Genomic DNA, 13,922 nt, shown 5'->3' on the forward strand with positions numbered 1-13,922 from the left:
GGACTCCGCCCGACCGGCCACCATCACACCGTCCCTCCACCTCCCCCTGGAGCAACTGCGAAATGACCTCCGAAATGACCTCCGAAATGACCTCCGAAATGACCGACGACCAGAAGCGGGTACTCCGAGCCGCCGACGACCTCGTGGCCGCCTTCGCCGAAGGACGGCTGGACGACTACTTCCGGGCCTTCGCCCCGGACGCGACCTTCGTCTTCCACACCACTGCGCAGCGCATCGAGTCCGTCGCCGAGTACCGGCGCGTCTGGGCCCGTTGGGTGGCCGAGGACGGCTTCCGGGTGCTGAGCTGCCGCTCGTCCGACCGGATGGTCCAGCAGTGGGACGACACCGCGGTCTTCACCCACACCGTCGAGACGCGCATCTCGACTCGCTCCGGCGAGGAGACTCTTCACGAACGGGAGACCATCGTCTTCCGCCGTGGGGAGGAGGGACGCTGGCCCGCCGTGCACGAACACCTGTCACCTGCGCCGCAGGACTCCTGAGCTCCCCGGCCGGCGGCGCGGCCCTCGCCGCGCCGTCAGCCGGAGACGCCGAACGGGGTGACGGCGATCCTCCCCCGGCAGGGGGAGATGTCGAGCGGCGTGATGTCCAGGGCCGCGGAGTCGCCGGGGACCAGGACGTGGGCGCCGTACGGCGGGTTGTAGAAGTCCTCGCCGGTGCAGACCGTTTCGGTGGCCGACTTCCAGACGAGGCTGAATGTCGTGCTCTGCCCGGGCGCGAGATCGACGGCAGCGGGCCGGGAGGGCCCATAGCGCGTCACCGACAGCGGGCGCGGTGACACCGGGTCGATGAACCCGTCGTCGTTGCACCCGGCGTCGCAGTGCAGGATGGTGTTCTCGCCGTAGAACGTGATGCCCGGCCAGCCGCGCAGCAGACACGCGGCGCCGGACCGGTTGCTCAGCAAAATGTCCATCGCCTCGTCCCCGGGACTGCCGAGGACGGCCTTGCGCGAGAAGTTCCCGGTGAGGCCCAGGTCCCGCGCCGCGCAGTCCGGTTCGGCGTGGGCTCCGCCGTCACCGTTTTGGGTTCGCACGGGCGGGGCGAGCGAGCGCGGCGGTGCCGGGACGGGTGGCGCCGCGTGCCGCGCCGGACTTCCCGTCGTCGTGCCCGCGGAGGCGGCGTACGGCCGGGGCGCCGAGACGGGGTCGGTGTCGGGCGGCGTCACCGCGCAGCCCGCGGCGACCACCGCGAGCAGCAGGCCGGCGACGAGCGCCGCGGTGCCGTCCCTGGAGTCTCTCACCGAGCACACGATAGGGCCGCCGACCTGCGGGTTGCCCCATCGCGGGACGGGAGCGGACGATCTTCATCGCCCGTTCACCGTCCCGCTCAGGCCCGCACCCCGTCGCATTCGATCCGCAGGTGGCGGGGGCCCCGCAGCACCGGGCTGGGCCGGTACGGCGGCGGGTCCTCGGCCAGGCGCGGGTTGTCCAGCCGGCGGATCATCGCGCTGAGCGCGATCTGCGTCTCCAGACGGGCCAGCGGCGCGCCGAAGCAGCTGTGGATGCCGCTGCCGAAACCGAAGTGCTGGTTGTCGGCGCGGGCCGGGTCGAAGTGGTCGGGGTCGGCGAAACGGCCCGGGTCCCGGCTGCCCGCGGCGAGGACCAGGATCAACGGCGAGCCCTTGGGAACGGTGACGCCGGCGATCTCGATGTCGGTGAGCGGCGTGCGCTGCGGCAGCATGTGCACCGGCGGCTCGAAGCGAAGCAGCTCCTCGACGGCCGAGGGCATCAACTCCGGCTCCCGGCGGAGCCGTTCCATCGCCTCCGGGTAGCGCAGCAGGGTGAGCATCCCGTTGGTGATGAGGTTGACGGTGGTCTCGTGCCCGGCGATGAACAGCAGCACCATGCTGCCGATCAGCTCCATGGGCGCCATCTGCCCGTCCGGGCCGTTGTCGTGGACCAGACCGGACATCAGGTCCTCGGTGGGGCTGGCGCGGCGCTCCTCCAGCAGCCCCGCCATGTAGATGCCCATCTCGGTGATGGCTTCCTTGCGGGCCTGTTCGTCGTCCTCGCTGAAGGTGCTGCCGCGGGTGCGCACACCGGTGGAGGACACGATGCGGTCCGCCCAGGCGCGGAACCGGTGCTCGTCCTCGCGCGGCACCCCCAGCAGGCGGCAGATGACGCTCACCGGCAGCGGGTAGGCGAAGTCCTCGACGACGTCGATGCGGTTCTGCCCCTCCATCGAGTTGAGCAGTCCCTCGGTGACCCGTGCGATCTCGTCGTGCAGGCGCGCGATCCGGTCCGGGGTGTGCGGCGGCCCGAACGGCCGCATGGCCTGCCGGCGCACCCGGTCGTGGTCCGGCGGGTCCATCCGGATGAAGGACGGCGGCTGCCCCTCGGCCTGGGCGGCCTGCGGGTCGCCCGGCAGACGGTGGCTCAGGTCGGAGCTGATCCGCGGGTCGTGCAGCAGCCCCTTGATCTCGCGGTACGTGCTGACCAGGTACGCGCCGTCCTCCTGGCGTGCCACGGGGGTGCGCCGCAGTTCGGCGTAGAGCGGGTACGGATCGTGCCGGTTGGCGAAGTCGTTGATCTGCCGCAGCATCGTCTCGTTGGTCATGCGCGGGCCTCCAGGACGGTCGGGGGGACGCGGACCACGCGGCGCTCGTCGGGCAGGTGCCCGGTGACCGCGACCGTGGGGCCGTGCGAGAGCTGGGACGGGTCCGGCACGTCGGCGGCCTGCACCAGGACCTCCGCCGGCCGGTCGAACGTGCCGGGGTCGGGCGGGAAGGGGGCCGCGGCCTCGATCAGCGTGCGGTAGTAGTCCAGCCAGCGGCTCTGGTTGAAGGACACCGCGGCGGTGAGACGGCCCCGGTAGCCGTAGACGGCGACGAAGGAGCGCTGCTCCACCGATCCCTGGACGATCGCGACCTCGTCGGAGAACGACGGCACCCCGACGGACTTGATGTTCACCCCGAACTGGCTGGACCAGAAGGCGGGGACGGCCAGGTGCGGGCGCCGTCGCGGGCCGCAGTTGACCATGTTGTGCGCCGCCACCTCGGCCTGGGCCACCGCATTGCCCCAGTGCTCCAGGGCGAGCAACTGGTACTCGTACAGCGGGTGGGGAGTGCGCGCCACGTCGCCGGCCACGAACACGTCGTCGGTCACGACCCCGTTGAGGTCGAACGCCCGGCAGCCCGCGTCGCTCGCGAGCCCCTTCGGCCCGGCGCCGAGGCCGGAGTCGTGCAGCCACTCGGTGTTGCGGACCGCGCCCAGCGCCACGACCGCCACGTCGCAGTCGAGGGTGGAGCCGTCCGACAGGCGCGCCGACCGCAGCCGGCCGTCCTCGTCGCCCACCAGCTCGGTCACGGTGATCCCGCAGCGCAGGTCGACGCCGTGCTCCCGCTGGAGGTCCGCGGCGACGGAGGCGATCACCCCGCCGAGCGCGCCGACCAGTGGCGCGGGCCCGCGTTCGGCCACCGTCACCTGGAGGCCGCGCTCCCGGCACACCGAGGCGATCTCCGAGCCGGTGAAGCCCGCGCCGATCACCAGCACCCGGCGCGGCCCGGCGTCCAGGCGTCCCACGAGTTGCCGGGCGTCCTCCATGGTGCGCAGGGTGAAGACCCCCTCCAGGGCCGCCTGCTCGGCGTCCGGCCAGGGCCTGGCCCGGACGCCCGTCGCGATCAGCACGCGGTCGTACTCCACATGGCTGCCGTCGCGCAGCAGCACCCGCCGCCCGGCCAGGTCCAGGCCGGTGGCCGGCACGCCGAGGCGCCAGGTGGCGTCCACCTCGCGCCGGGCGGGCAGCGCGGCGTGCTCGGGGGGCATGTGGCCGAGGAGCACCGCCTTGGACATCGGCGGGCGGTCGTAGGGCCGTTCGGTCTCCTCGCCGATGATGGTCAGGGAGCCGGTGAAGCCCTCGTCGCGCAGGACCTCGGCGGCCCGCAGCCCGGCGAGCGAGGCGCCGACGATCACGATGCGCTCCGGCGGCGGGAGCCGGTCCGGCCGCCGGTCGGTCCGCTCCTCCGCCTTCCGGTCCGTCAGCCGGTCAGTCACGGGAACCCACCCCCGCGGCCACCCGGGCGGGCCCTTCGACGAGGATCGCCTGAACGGGGCACGCGGCCGCGGCGCGGGACACCCGGTCGTACTCCTCGTCCGAGGGGCCGGCGTCGTACAGCAGCGCCTCCTCGCCGTGGAGCTCGAACACGTCGGGCGCGAGGAACGCGCACTGCGCGTATCCCTGGCACCGGTTGAGGTCGACGACAATCTTCACCGTTCCGCCTCCTCCTGCTGCGGGCCGTGGCGGGCGGGAACGGCGGCGAGCGCGGTCCCCACACCACCAATAAGGCCGGCGGACCGCGCGCGCCATTCGAGCGGCGGCCGGGCGCCGTCCCCGGCTACGCGCTCACGAGGTCACCCAGGCGTGCACGACGCGCGCGTCGAAGGAGTGCTGCCCACCCCGCACCAGCAGCCCCGCCGTCGCGAAGGCGGGGTCGTCCGCCTGGGCCGGCAGGTACGGGACCGCCACGCACCGCATGCCCGCGCGGTGGGCCGCCTCCGCACCGGGCGGGGCGTCCTCGACGACGACGCAGTCCTCGGGGTCGACCCCGAGGCGCGCGGCCGCCTCCAGGAAGACGTCGGGCTCCGGCTTGCCGTGTGCCACCTCCTCCGCGGAGACGACGGTGGTCAGCACCGAGCCGAGCCCGGTGCCGGCCAGCACCGCCGCGATCGCCTCACGCGAGGACCCCGAGGCGACCGCCATCGGGTGCCCCTCGGCGTGCAGGAGGTCGACGAACGCGCGCATCCCGGGGAAGACATGGGTCGCCTCGCGGGCGAGGCGCAGGTAGAGCCGGTTCTTCGCGTCCAGCAACTCCTGGACGGAGGCGCTGAGCCCGTACTCGGCGCGCAGGGTCTCCAGCGTCTCGCGGGTGCCGATGCCGATGAAGCGCGCGTGCTGCTCCCAGGTGAAGTCGTCGACCCCGTGGGCGGCCAGCAGCCGGCGGCCGGCCTCGAAGTAGTTCGGCTCGCTGTCGACCAGCGTGCCGTCCAGGTCGAAGATCACCGCGGGGAGTGTCATGCCCTCCAGCATGCCAAGCCCGCGATCACGGCGTACGGACGGCCGCCGCTCTGCCGACCTCCTCCACCAGGGGCAGCATGCGCTGCGGCACCCGTTCCCGCAGGGCCACCTCGGTGCGGGTGCGGACGACGCCGGGCAGCTGGATCAGCCGCTGGATGACGTCCTCCAGGTGCGCGGCGTCGCGCGCCACGACGCGGGTCAGCAGGTCGCCGCCGCCGGTGATGGAGAAGGCCTCGATGATCTCCGGCACGGCGGCCAGCGCCTTGCCGGTGTCGTCCAGATGCCCCTGGGTGACCTCCAGGTGCACGAAGGCGAGCACCCGGTAGCCCAGCGCCTCGGGCGACACCCGGGGCCGGTAGTCCGTGATCACCCCGTCCCGCTCCATCCGGTCCAGGCGGGCCTGCAGGGTCCCGCGTGCCACCCCCAGGATGCGGGCGCACTCGCGCACACTGGTGCGCGGCCGCTCCAGCAGCAGCACCAGGATGCGGGCGTCCAGCTCGTCGGCGGGCACGGGCCGGCTCAGAGCAGGGCGTCGAGCGTGATCGGCAGATGGTAGAAGCGCTTTCCGGTGGCGTGGTAGACGGCGTTGGCGATCGCCGCCGCGATGCCGACCAGGCCGACCTCGCCCACACCCTTGGTGCCGGTCGGCGAGCCGCGGTCCGGCTCTCCGACGAAAAGTACGTCCAGCTCGGGGATGTCGGCGTTCACGGCGACCAGGTAGTCGGCGAACGTGCCGTTGGCGATCCGCCCGGTGCGCGGGTCGGTGACGGTGTCCTCGAACAGCGCCATGCCGATGCCGCCGACCGTTCCGCCGATGATCTGGCTCCTGGCCGTCTTCGCGTTGAGGATGCGGCCGCCGTCGATCGCGGACACCACCCGCGCGACCCGGACCAGGCCGAGGTCGGCGTCGACCCTGACCTCCACGAACTTCGCGCCGTAGGCGCCCGCGGAGGACATGCCGACGTCCTCGGCGACCGGCGGGGTACTGCTCCCGGTCGCCGTGAGCTGGGGCAGCCCGTGCCGGGCGAGGATGTCGGCGTACGACTCCCCGCGCTCCGGGCGGCCGGCGACGAACACCCGGCCGTCGCCGCACTCCACGTCGTCGGGGTTCACGCCCCGCAGCGGCGAGTCGTCGTCCTGGCGCGCGAGTTCGGCGAACGAGCGCAACAGCCGGCGGCACGCGTCGTGCACCGCGTTGCCGAGCGCCCCGGTCAGGCCGGAGCCGCCCGCCATCATCGAGTCGGGCATGTCGGAGTCGCCGAGGTCGAAGCGGACCTTCTCCAGGGGCAGTCCCAGTTCCTCGGCCGACAGCTGGGCCATCACGGTGTACGTGCCGGTGCCGATGTCGGTCGCCGCACTGCGCACAAAGGCGCTGCCGTCGCGGTTGACGGTCGCATCGGCCATGCAGGGCGTCGCGAAGTACGGGAACATCGCGCTGGCCATGCCGTAGCCGATGAGCCAGTTCCCGTCGCGCATGGAGCGCGGCTCCGGATTGCGTTCGGACCAGCCGAAGCGCCGCGCGCCGGCCTCGTAGCACTCCAGGATCGCCTTGCCCGACCAGGGCAGCCCGTTGCGGGGGTCGACGGCGGTGTGGTTGCGCACCCGCAGCTCGAGGGGGTCCATGCCCAGGGTGTACGACAGTTCGTCGAGGGCGGACTCCAGGGCGAAGTTGCCCTGCGCCTCGGCGGGGGCGCGCATGGACGTCGGCATGGAGACGTTGATCCGGGCCTGCCGGTCCCGGGTGATCACATTGGGGCACGCGTAGGCGAAGGCGGTTCCCGAGGTGAACGGCTCGAAGTCGCCGTCCTCCATGCCCAGGGAGCTGAGGCTGCGGTGGTCGATGGCGACCAGTTCGCCCTCGCGCGTGGCGCCGAGTTCGAGCCACTGCACACCGTGCGGGCGGTGCCCGACGGAGGTGAACATCTGCGGCCGGGTCAGCACCAGTTTGACCGGGCGCGCCAGCACCCGGGCGGCCATGGCGGTGAGGACCACGTGCGGCCATGCGCGCAGCCCCGCGCCGAACCCCCCGCCGACGTAGGGCACCAGGACCCGTACCGAGCTCTCGGGGATGCCGAAGACCATGGCGAGCGTGGTGCGCACCATCGAGGGCCACTGGCTGGTGTCGTGGACGGTGAGGGTGTTGCCCTCCCACACGGCCAGCGTGGCGAACAGCCCGAGCGGGTTGTTGGTGTTGTCCGGGGTGGTGTACGTGGCCCGCAGCGTCACCTCGGCCGACTCCAGCGCCGCGGTGGCGTCGCCGCGCGAGTGGTCCATCCCCCACGGGTCGGTCAGTTGCTCGGCCCGGGGGTCCTGGAGGTCCAGCAGCGGTTCGGCGGCCTCGTAGTCGGCCCGCACCAGGCGGGCGGCGGCGGTGGCCTGCTCCGGGGTGTCGGCCACCACGATCGCGATGTGCTGCCCCTGGTGGATGATCCGGTCGTTCCGCAGCGGTGGCGGCGGCGACGCCCCGAGCACCGTCACCGGTCCTGTCCCGACCTCGGGGGCGTTCTCGTGTGTCAGCACGCCGATCACACCGGGGGACCCCTCGGCCTCCTCGGTGTGCATGCGGACGATCCGGCCCGCGGCGATCGTGCTCTGCACCAGGGCGCCGTAGGCCTGGCCCGGGACGTTGAAGTCCATCGGGTAGGGGGCGGTGCCGGTGACCTTGCGCGGGCCGTCGACCCGGCTGATGCCCGCGCCGACCAGCGGCCTGCTCTCGACCGTGCTCATGCCGTCACTCCTGACACTGTCTGCAGCTCGCGGACGAGGGTGCGCCGGGCGAGGGGCACCTTGAACGCCGTTCCCGGGAGGGTCCAGGCGTCGCGCATCGTCGCCTCGGCCGCGTCCAGGAAGGTGGCCCGCGTGACGGGCGCCCCGGTCAGCACGTGCTCGGCCTCGTAGGCCCGCCAGGGCTTCGACCCCACTCCGCCGAGCCCGACCCGGGCCTGGCGGATCGCGCCGCCGTCCAGGACGAGCAGCACCGCGGCGGAGGTGAGGGCGAACTCGTAACTCATCCGGTCGCGCACCTTGAGGTAGCCCGACAGGGCGGTCGGTGGCGGCAGCGGGATCTCGATCTCGGTGATCAGCTCGGCGTGCTCCAGCACGTTCTCCCGCTCGGGGCTCTCGTCGGCGGTGAAGTAGAACTCCGTCAGCGGCACGCTGCGACGCTGACTCGGCCCCTGGATGTGCACGACCGCGTCGAGCGCCACCAGTGCGACGGCCAGGTCGGAGGCGTGCAGCGCGACGCACCGTTCGCTCGCCCCGAGCACCGCGTGCATGCGCGCCGCGCCCTGCACCGCGGAGCAACCCGAGCCGGGCGAGCGCTTGTTGCACTCGACGACCGCGGGGTCGCGGAAGTAGCGGCACCGTGTGCGCTGCAGCAGGTTGCCGCCGATGGTGGCCATGTTCCGCAACTGCACCGACGCGCCCCGCAGCAGGGCCTCGCGCACCATGGGCAGCCGTTCGGCCACCGTGGCGTCGGCGGCCAGCTCCTCCATGGTGGCCAGCGCCCCCACGTGGAGGGCCTCGCCGCGGCGCTCGATGCCGTGCAGCGGGAGCCGGGTGATGTCGATCAGCCGTGGCGGCTCCAGGACGCCGTCCTTCATCAGGTCGAGCTGCGTCGTTCCGCCCGCCAGGCAGGATGCCGCGGGGTCGTCCGCCAGCATCCGCACGGCCTCTTGGGTGGCCGTGGCCCGTACGTACTCAAAGCTGCGCATCGTGACCTCCCCCGGCGGCCGCCTCGCGTATCGCGGCCACGATGTTGGGATAGGCGCCGCAGCGGCACAGGTTGCCGCTCATGAATTCCCGGATCTCCTCGTCGGAGCCGGTGCGGCCCTCGGCCGTCAGCGCCACCGCGGACATGATCTGCCCGGGGGTGCAGAAGCCGCACTGGAAGCCGTCGTGCTCCATGAACGCCCGCTGCACCGGATGCGCGCCGTCGGCCCCGGCGATGCCCTCGATGGTGGTGACGGCCCGGCCCTCGGCCTGGGCGGCCAGGGTCAGGCAGGACAGCACTCTCCGGCCGTCCACGTGAACCGTGCACGCTCCGCAGGCGCCCTGGTCGCAGCCCTTCTTCGTGCCGACCAGGCCCAGCCGGTCCCGCAGGGCGTCCAGCAGCGTCACCCGGGTGTCCAGGCGCAGGGTGTACGGCCGGCCGTTCACGTCGAGCGTCACGACCCGCTCGATGATCGCGGGACGGTCGTCCACGTCCCGCTCGCTCGCCACGTCCCTCATCGCGTCCTCCTCCGGACGGGCCGGATACGACTCGAACCCCTCGTGGGGCGGATCCGGTGAGTTGGTTCGTCAGGCGCCGTGGATGGCGGGAACCAACCGTTGTGTGTCGGTATGCCCGGCTTTGATGGCAATATGCGCCGAATGGGTTGTGCGGCATGAGCCACTGGCCCGGCCCCGGACCCGCGGGCGCCGAAGGCCGCTGTGCCAATGGTCCAGTGTGAAGGGAGCCGCTTGAGCCATGGGCCCGGTAAATGTTTCCCTGGGGCGGACGATGGCGTTGCGGGAGACCGGTGTCCCCGCGGCGCCTTTGCCATGTACGGACAACCGCACGGTACGGACAGGGGGCAGGACCGCACCCGTGGTGAAGCGCATGTTCCACGCACCGGATCCGGGACAGGTGCGGCTGCGCGCCGCCTCCCGGGCCGTCCTCGGCATCGGCGCGGCCGTCGCCTCGGTCGCGGCGGCGGGGCTGCCGCTGCCCGCCGTCGTCGCGGGCGGCCTCGCGGCGCTGCTCGCGCTGTTCGTCGTGGTGGACCCGGGGCCGGCCCGCCAGGCGGTGACGACCGCGCTCATGCCGGTCGCCGGCTTCCCCGTGCTCACGCTGGCAGTCTGCCTGCACGGCGTCCCCGCCGCCCGGGACGCGGCCTTCCTGGCCGTCGTCTTCGCCGGGGTCTACGCGCGGCGCTGGGGGCCGCGCGGCCACGCGCTGGGCGTCTTCGCCTTCATGATGTTCTTCCTCGCCCAGTTCCTGCGCGCCGGTCCGGCACTGCTGCCGGAGCTGTACGGGGCCGTCGGGCTCGGACTGGGCTGCGCCGCCCTCGTCCGCTTCGGCGTGTGGTGCTACGAGCGCGGCACCACCCCCGGCCCGGTGCCCGTCCTGCCCCAGGAGCGCGGGCTGCGCCGTCCCACCACACGGCAGGCCTTCCAGGCGCTGCTCGCGGCGGGGATCGCCGTGGCGGCCGGGCAGGCGCTGTCGCAGGACCGCTGGTACTGGGCCGTCGGTACCGCCTGGTGGATCTTCGTCAACACCGCCTCGCGCGGCGAGACGCTGATCCGCGGCTTCCGCCGGGTGCTCGGCACCGTCGCGGGCATCGGGGGCGGCCTCGCGATCGCGCTGCCCCTGCACGGGGCACCCGCGCCGACCGCCGCGCTGGTCGCCGTGTGCGTCTTCGGGATCTTCTACAGCGCCCCGCTCTCGTACAGCTGGATGATGTTCTTCGTCACCGTGATGGCGGGGCTGCTCTACGGACTGCTCGGCATCCTCCATCCCGCGCTGCTCGCGCTCCGGCTGGCGGAGACCGCCGTCGGCGCCCTGGGCGCGGCCGTGGCGGTCCTGGCGGTGCTGCCGGTGACGACGCACGCGGCCACGGACGCGTGGATCCGGCGCGCGCTGCACGCCGTGCGGGACTTCACCGGCGAGGCCGCCCGGCACCTGGCCGGCGGCCCGGCCGACGACCTCGCCCGCCACGTCGCCGAACTGGACGCCCTGCTCGCGCGGGTGCGGCAGTCCGTGGCACCGCTCGTGCACCCGCTGAACCCCTTGCGGTCCCGCAAGGCGCGCGCCCGCGCCGTCCTCGCCCTCCTGGACGAGTGCGCCCGTCAGGTCCGCGGGCTCGCCGCGGTCGTGGCCGACCCCCACGCCTGCCACGACGAACGCCTCACCGCCGCCTGCGGGCGCGTCGAGACCGCCGTCCGGCGTCTCGTCCCGCCGGCGCCCGCGTCCCCGCTGCGGGTCGTTCCCGGCGCCGCCGGCGCCCATCCGCACGCCGAAGCCGCGCTCGCCCACCTCCAGGGCCTCGAAGCGGCCCTGACGGGTCTGGCCGTCCCGCTGGGCGCCGGACCGCGCACCACCGTCCCGGTCTGACCCGCCGGCCGCAGACGTATCGACACGCACTGCAGTCGCGAGGTGACACAAGGCAATCACCGTCAGGTCCGCGTGTAGACGCCCCGCGCGGTTTTTCGGCGTATCCACCCCGGAAAGACGGGATGGATCGTTCCGCCTGCGCAGTAGACCGGTTCCATCTCACGTCCGATACGCGGCCCGTCACGGGACACGGGCCGCGCGGGAACCGTCTTGGGGGTACGTGGCGTGCTGAGGTTTCTGCGCCGTGCAGGAGGAACGAATCAGCGGACGTCGGCGGGGGCTGGCCGCGCTCCCGCCGACGTCCAGCACATACGAATGGAGGAACCGGAACCGGTCACCGGGTGCCCGGCGGGGCACCCCGCCCTGCAAGAAGACCGGCCGGCGGGCGGCCACGACAAGGACGGCGAAGGCGGCAAGGACGCCGACATACGCGCCCTGGCCGCGGACTTCGTCCGGCTGTTCCACGCGGAGTTCCCCGCCGCGGGGGACCCCGGACGCAGGCTGGCCGCGGTCCTCGCCGAGATCGAGGCCACGGGCACGTACCGGCACACGCGCGAGGAACTGGTTTTTGGAGCGCGGGTGGCCTGGCGCAACAACACCCGGTGCATCGGCCGGCTGTACTGGAACTCCCTGCAGGTGCGCGACCGCCGGCACGTCACGACCGCCGAGGGCGTCGCCCTGGAGGCCGTGGCCCATCTGCGGGCCGCCACCAACGGGGGCCGCATCCGCCCCGTCATCACGGTCCTCGCCCCGGACACCCCCGAGCGGCAGGGCCCGCGGATCTGGAACGAGCAGCTGATCCGCTACGCGGGCCACCGCGCGCCGGACGGCACCGTCGTCGGCGATCCGGTCAACACCGGCATCACCGAGGCGGCCGTGCGCCTCGGCTGGTCCGGCGGCGCCGGTACGCCCTTCGACGTACTGCCGCTCATCGTCCAGGGGGCCGGCGGCGGGCAGCCGCGCTGCTTCCGGTTGCCGGACGAGGCCGTGCTCGAAGTCCCGATCGTCCACCCGGAGTTCGACTGGCTCGCGGAGTGGGGCCTGCGCTGGCACGCCGTCCCGGCGATCTCCTGCATGTGCCTGGAGGTCGGCGGGGTCTGCTATCCCGCCGCGCCCTTCAACGGCTGGTACATGGGCACCGAGATAGGTGCCCGCAACTTCGCCGACACCGACCGCTACGACCTGCTCCCGCGCGTCGCCGAGGCACTCGGCCTGGACACCGCCCAGGACCGGACGCTGTGGCGCGACCGCGCCCTGGTCGAGCTGAACCGCGCGGTGCTGCACTCCTTCGACCTCGCGGGCGCCACCGTCACCGACCACCACACCGAGTCCCGCCGGTTCCTCGCCCACATCGACCGCGAGGAGCGCAGGGGCCGTACCGTGCCCGCCGACTGGTCGTGGATCGTGCCGCCCATGTCGGGGTCGGCCACCGGGGTGTTCCACCGCTACTACGAGACCGGGGAACGGACCCCGGCGTACGTCCACCACCCGCAGGCGCTCGCCCTGGCCCGCGGCGAAACGATGGTGTGACGGGGGCAACGGGAGCGGATTCCGGCCACTGCGTTACTCTCAGCCGCCGTACGTACAACCAGTGGAAGAGGTACGGCAGTGGCCGGGCACGTTTACATCGGGTCGTTCACCTCGGCGGGCGGCAAAGGGCTGACCACCGCGGCCGTCGACCCCGACTCGGGGGCGCTCACCGCGCTGCATGCCGACGCCGCGGTGGACGACCCGTCCTTCCTCGTCCTCTCCGAGGACCGCACGCGCCTCTACGCGGTAGTCGAGCACCCGCAGAACGGCGGCGCCGCCGCGTTCTCGCTGAGCGACCCGTCGCACCCCGAACTCCTCGGCGCGGCCGTGCCGGTGGGCGGCGGCTCGCCGACCCACCTGTGCCTGCACCAGGGCCACCTGCTGACCGCCAACTACGGCACCGGCACGATCAGCGTGCTGCCCGTCGACGGCGAAGGGACGCTCGGCGCGACCCGGCACGTGATGGAGCACGAGGGCGACGGCCCCGACCCGGACCGGCAGACCGGCCCGCACGCCCACATGGTGCTGCCGGACCCGGCCGGCCGCTGGGTGCTCACCGTGGACCTCGGCACCGACTCGGTGCGCGTGTGCGAACTCGACGCCGCCACCGGCGAGCTGGAGATCGAGCGGGAGATGGGCCTGCGGTCCGGCAGCGGCCCGCGCCATCTGACGTTCCACCCGCGCGGGGACCGCGCCTACGTCATGAACGAGCTGGCCTCGGTCGTGACCGTCTGTCACTGGGACGCGGAGGTGGGACGGCTGAAGCCGATCGCCGAGGTCTCCGTGCTCCCCGAGGGCGCGACGGGCCCCAACTACCCCTCCGAGCTGGTCGTCTCGCCCGACGGACGCTTCGCGTGGGCCGCCAACCGGGGCCACAACAGCATCGCCGTGCTCTCCCTCGACGCCGACGGCGACACGCTCGAACTGCTGGAGACGGTGGACTGCGGCGGCGACTGGCCCCGGCACCTGACCCTCGACCCGGCGGGCACCAGGCTGTACGCCGCCAACGAGCGCTCGGGCGACGTCAGCTGGTTCGACGTGGACCCGGCCACCGGTACGCCCAAGCTCGCCGGCTCCCTGCCCGTTCCGGCCGCCTCCTGCGTCGTCTTCGGCTGACCTCAGTGGCCGGACCGACCGGCCGCACCACGAACAACGGCGTGGGGGGGGGGGGGGGGGGCGGGGGCGGGGGGGGCACAGCGACTGCCTCGCGGACGTTCCACGGGAGCTCGCCCGCCGCCGGGGCGGACACGGGGTACAGCACCTACGA

The 13,922-nt window shown here is 73.3% G+C and carries 13 protein-coding genes; 4 read left to right on the forward strand and 9 right to left on the reverse strand.

What is annotated here, in order from left to right; all coding sequences use genetic code 11:
* Nucleotides 1–98: 98 nt before the first annotated feature.
* Nucleotides 99–500 (forward strand): YybH family protein, encoded by a 402-nt coding sequence (locus ACFYXS_RS17385; RefSeq protein ID WP_389248826.1) that lies wholly within the window; start codon nucleotides 99–101, stop codon nucleotides 498–500.
* A gap of 35 nt (nucleotides 501–535) precedes the next feature.
* Here the strand turns inward: ACFYXS_RS17385 and ACFYXS_RS17390 are convergent, their stop codons facing one another.
* From ACFYXS_RS17390 to ACFYXS_RS17430, 9 genes are all read right to left on the reverse strand, one after another.
* Complete coding sequence (locus ACFYXS_RS17390; protein ID WP_389248828.1) at nucleotides 536–1,258, reverse strand: DUF4232 domain-containing protein; 723 nt, start codon at nucleotides 1,256–1,258, stop codon at nucleotides 536–538.
* An 86-nt stretch (nucleotides 1,259–1,344) separates the two neighbouring features.
* Nucleotides 1,345–2,574, reverse strand: a complete 1,230-nt coding sequence (locus tag ACFYXS_RS17395) for a cytochrome P450 (protein ID WP_389248830.1) — start codon at nucleotides 2,572–2,574, stop codon at nucleotides 1,345–1,347.
* Nucleotides 2,571–3,932, reverse strand: coding sequence for an NAD(P)/FAD-dependent oxidoreductase (locus ACFYXS_RS17400; protein WP_389248896.1), 1,362 nt, complete (start codon nucleotides 3,930–3,932; stop codon nucleotides 2,571–2,573). Before ACFYXS_RS17400 ends, ACFYXS_RS17395 begins: the two co-directional genes overlap by 4 nt.
* A 70-nt stretch (nucleotides 3,933–4,002) precedes the next feature.
* Nucleotides 4,003–4,227 (reverse strand): ferredoxin, encoded by a 225-nt coding sequence (locus ACFYXS_RS17405; protein ID WP_319658186.1) that lies wholly within the window; start codon nucleotides 4,225–4,227, stop codon nucleotides 4,003–4,005.
* 132 nt (nucleotides 4,228–4,359) lie between these two features.
* Nucleotides 4,360–5,031, reverse strand: coding sequence for an HAD family hydrolase (locus ACFYXS_RS17410; protein ID WP_389248832.1), 672 nt, complete (start codon nucleotides 5,029–5,031; stop codon nucleotides 4,360–4,362).
* 25 nt (nucleotides 5,032–5,056) lie between these two features.
* Nucleotides 5,057–5,542: an Lrp/AsnC family transcriptional regulator gene (locus ACFYXS_RS17415; RefSeq protein ID WP_389248834.1), complete on the reverse strand. Its 486-nt coding sequence runs from the start codon at nucleotides 5,540–5,542 to the stop codon at nucleotides 5,057–5,059.
* Between the two features lie 8 nt (nucleotides 5,543–5,550).
* Nucleotides 5,551–7,758 carry a xanthine dehydrogenase family protein molybdopterin-binding subunit gene (locus tag ACFYXS_RS17420; RefSeq protein ID WP_389248836.1) on the reverse strand — a complete coding sequence of 736 codons (2,208 nt, stop codon included), beginning with the start codon at nucleotides 7,756–7,758 and terminating at the stop codon, nucleotides 5,551–5,553.
* Entirely contained in the window at nucleotides 7,755–8,744 is a 990-nt protein-coding gene (locus ACFYXS_RS17425) for an FAD binding domain-containing protein (protein ID WP_389248838.1), read from the reverse strand. Before ACFYXS_RS17425 ends, ACFYXS_RS17420 begins: the two co-directional genes overlap by 4 nt.
* Entirely contained in the window at nucleotides 8,731–9,261 is a 531-nt protein-coding gene (locus ACFYXS_RS17430; RefSeq protein WP_389248840.1) for a (2Fe-2S)-binding protein, read from the reverse strand. The genes ACFYXS_RS17425 and ACFYXS_RS17430 overlap by 14 nt, the downstream gene beginning before the upstream one ends.
* Nucleotides 9,262–9,631: 370 nt before the next feature.
* Here ACFYXS_RS17430 and ACFYXS_RS17435 point away from each other — a divergent pair, with 370 nt between their 5' ends.
* From ACFYXS_RS17435 to ACFYXS_RS17445, 3 genes are all read left to right on the forward strand, one after another.
* Nucleotides 9,632–11,125 carry an FUSC family protein gene (locus ACFYXS_RS17435; RefSeq protein WP_389248842.1) on the forward strand — a complete coding sequence of 498 codons (1,494 nt, stop codon included), beginning with the start codon at nucleotides 9,632–9,634 and terminating at the stop codon, nucleotides 11,123–11,125.
* Between the two features lie 315 nt (nucleotides 11,126–11,440).
* Nucleotides 11,441–12,655, forward strand: coding sequence for a nitric oxide synthase oxygenase (locus tag ACFYXS_RS17440; RefSeq protein WP_389248844.1), 1,215 nt, complete (start codon nucleotides 11,441–11,443; stop codon nucleotides 12,653–12,655).
* A 78-nt stretch (nucleotides 12,656–12,733) separates the two neighbouring features.
* Complete coding sequence (locus tag ACFYXS_RS17445) at nucleotides 12,734–13,771, forward strand: lactonase family protein (protein WP_389248846.1); 1,038 nt, start codon at nucleotides 12,734–12,736, stop codon at nucleotides 13,769–13,771.
* Nucleotides 13,772–13,922 lie beyond the last annotated feature (151 nt).

The organism is Streptomyces sp. NPDC002574 (assembly GCF_042889545.1).
GTDB lineage: Bacteria > Actinomycetota > Actinomycetes > Streptomycetales > Streptomycetaceae > Actinacidiphila.

Excerpts from the sequence above, each read along its gene's own strand:
- ACFYXS_RS17385 (WP_389248826.1), top strand. The coding sequence starts at position 99 with ATGACCGACGACCAGAAGCGGGTACTCCGAGCCGCCGACGACCTCGTG.
- ACFYXS_RS17395 (WP_389248830.1), bottom strand. The coding sequence starts at position 2,574 with ATGACCAACGAGACGATGCTGCGGCAGATCAACGACTTCGCCAACCGG.
- ACFYXS_RS17410 (WP_389248832.1), bottom strand. The coding sequence starts at position 5,031 with ATGACACTCCCCGCGGTGATCTTCGACCTGGACGGCACGCTGGTCGAC.
- ACFYXS_RS17420 (WP_389248836.1), bottom strand. The coding sequence starts at position 7,758 with ATGAGCACGGTCGAGAGCAGGCCGCTGGTCGGCGCGGGCATCAGCCGG.
- ACFYXS_RS17425 (WP_389248838.1), bottom strand. The coding sequence starts at position 8,744 with ATGCGCAGCTTTGAGTACGTACGGGCCACGGCCACCCAAGAGGCCGTG.
- ACFYXS_RS17430 (WP_389248840.1), bottom strand. The coding sequence starts at position 9,261 with ATGAGGGACGTGGCGAGCGAGCGGGACGTGGACGACCGTCCCGCGATC.
- ACFYXS_RS17435 (WP_389248842.1), top strand. The coding sequence starts at position 9,632 with ATGTTCCACGCACCGGATCCGGGACAGGTGCGGCTGCGCGCCGCCTCC.
- ACFYXS_RS17440 (WP_389248844.1), top strand. The coding sequence starts at position 11,441 with ATGGAGGAACCGGAACCGGTCACCGGGTGCCCGGCGGGGCACCCCGCC.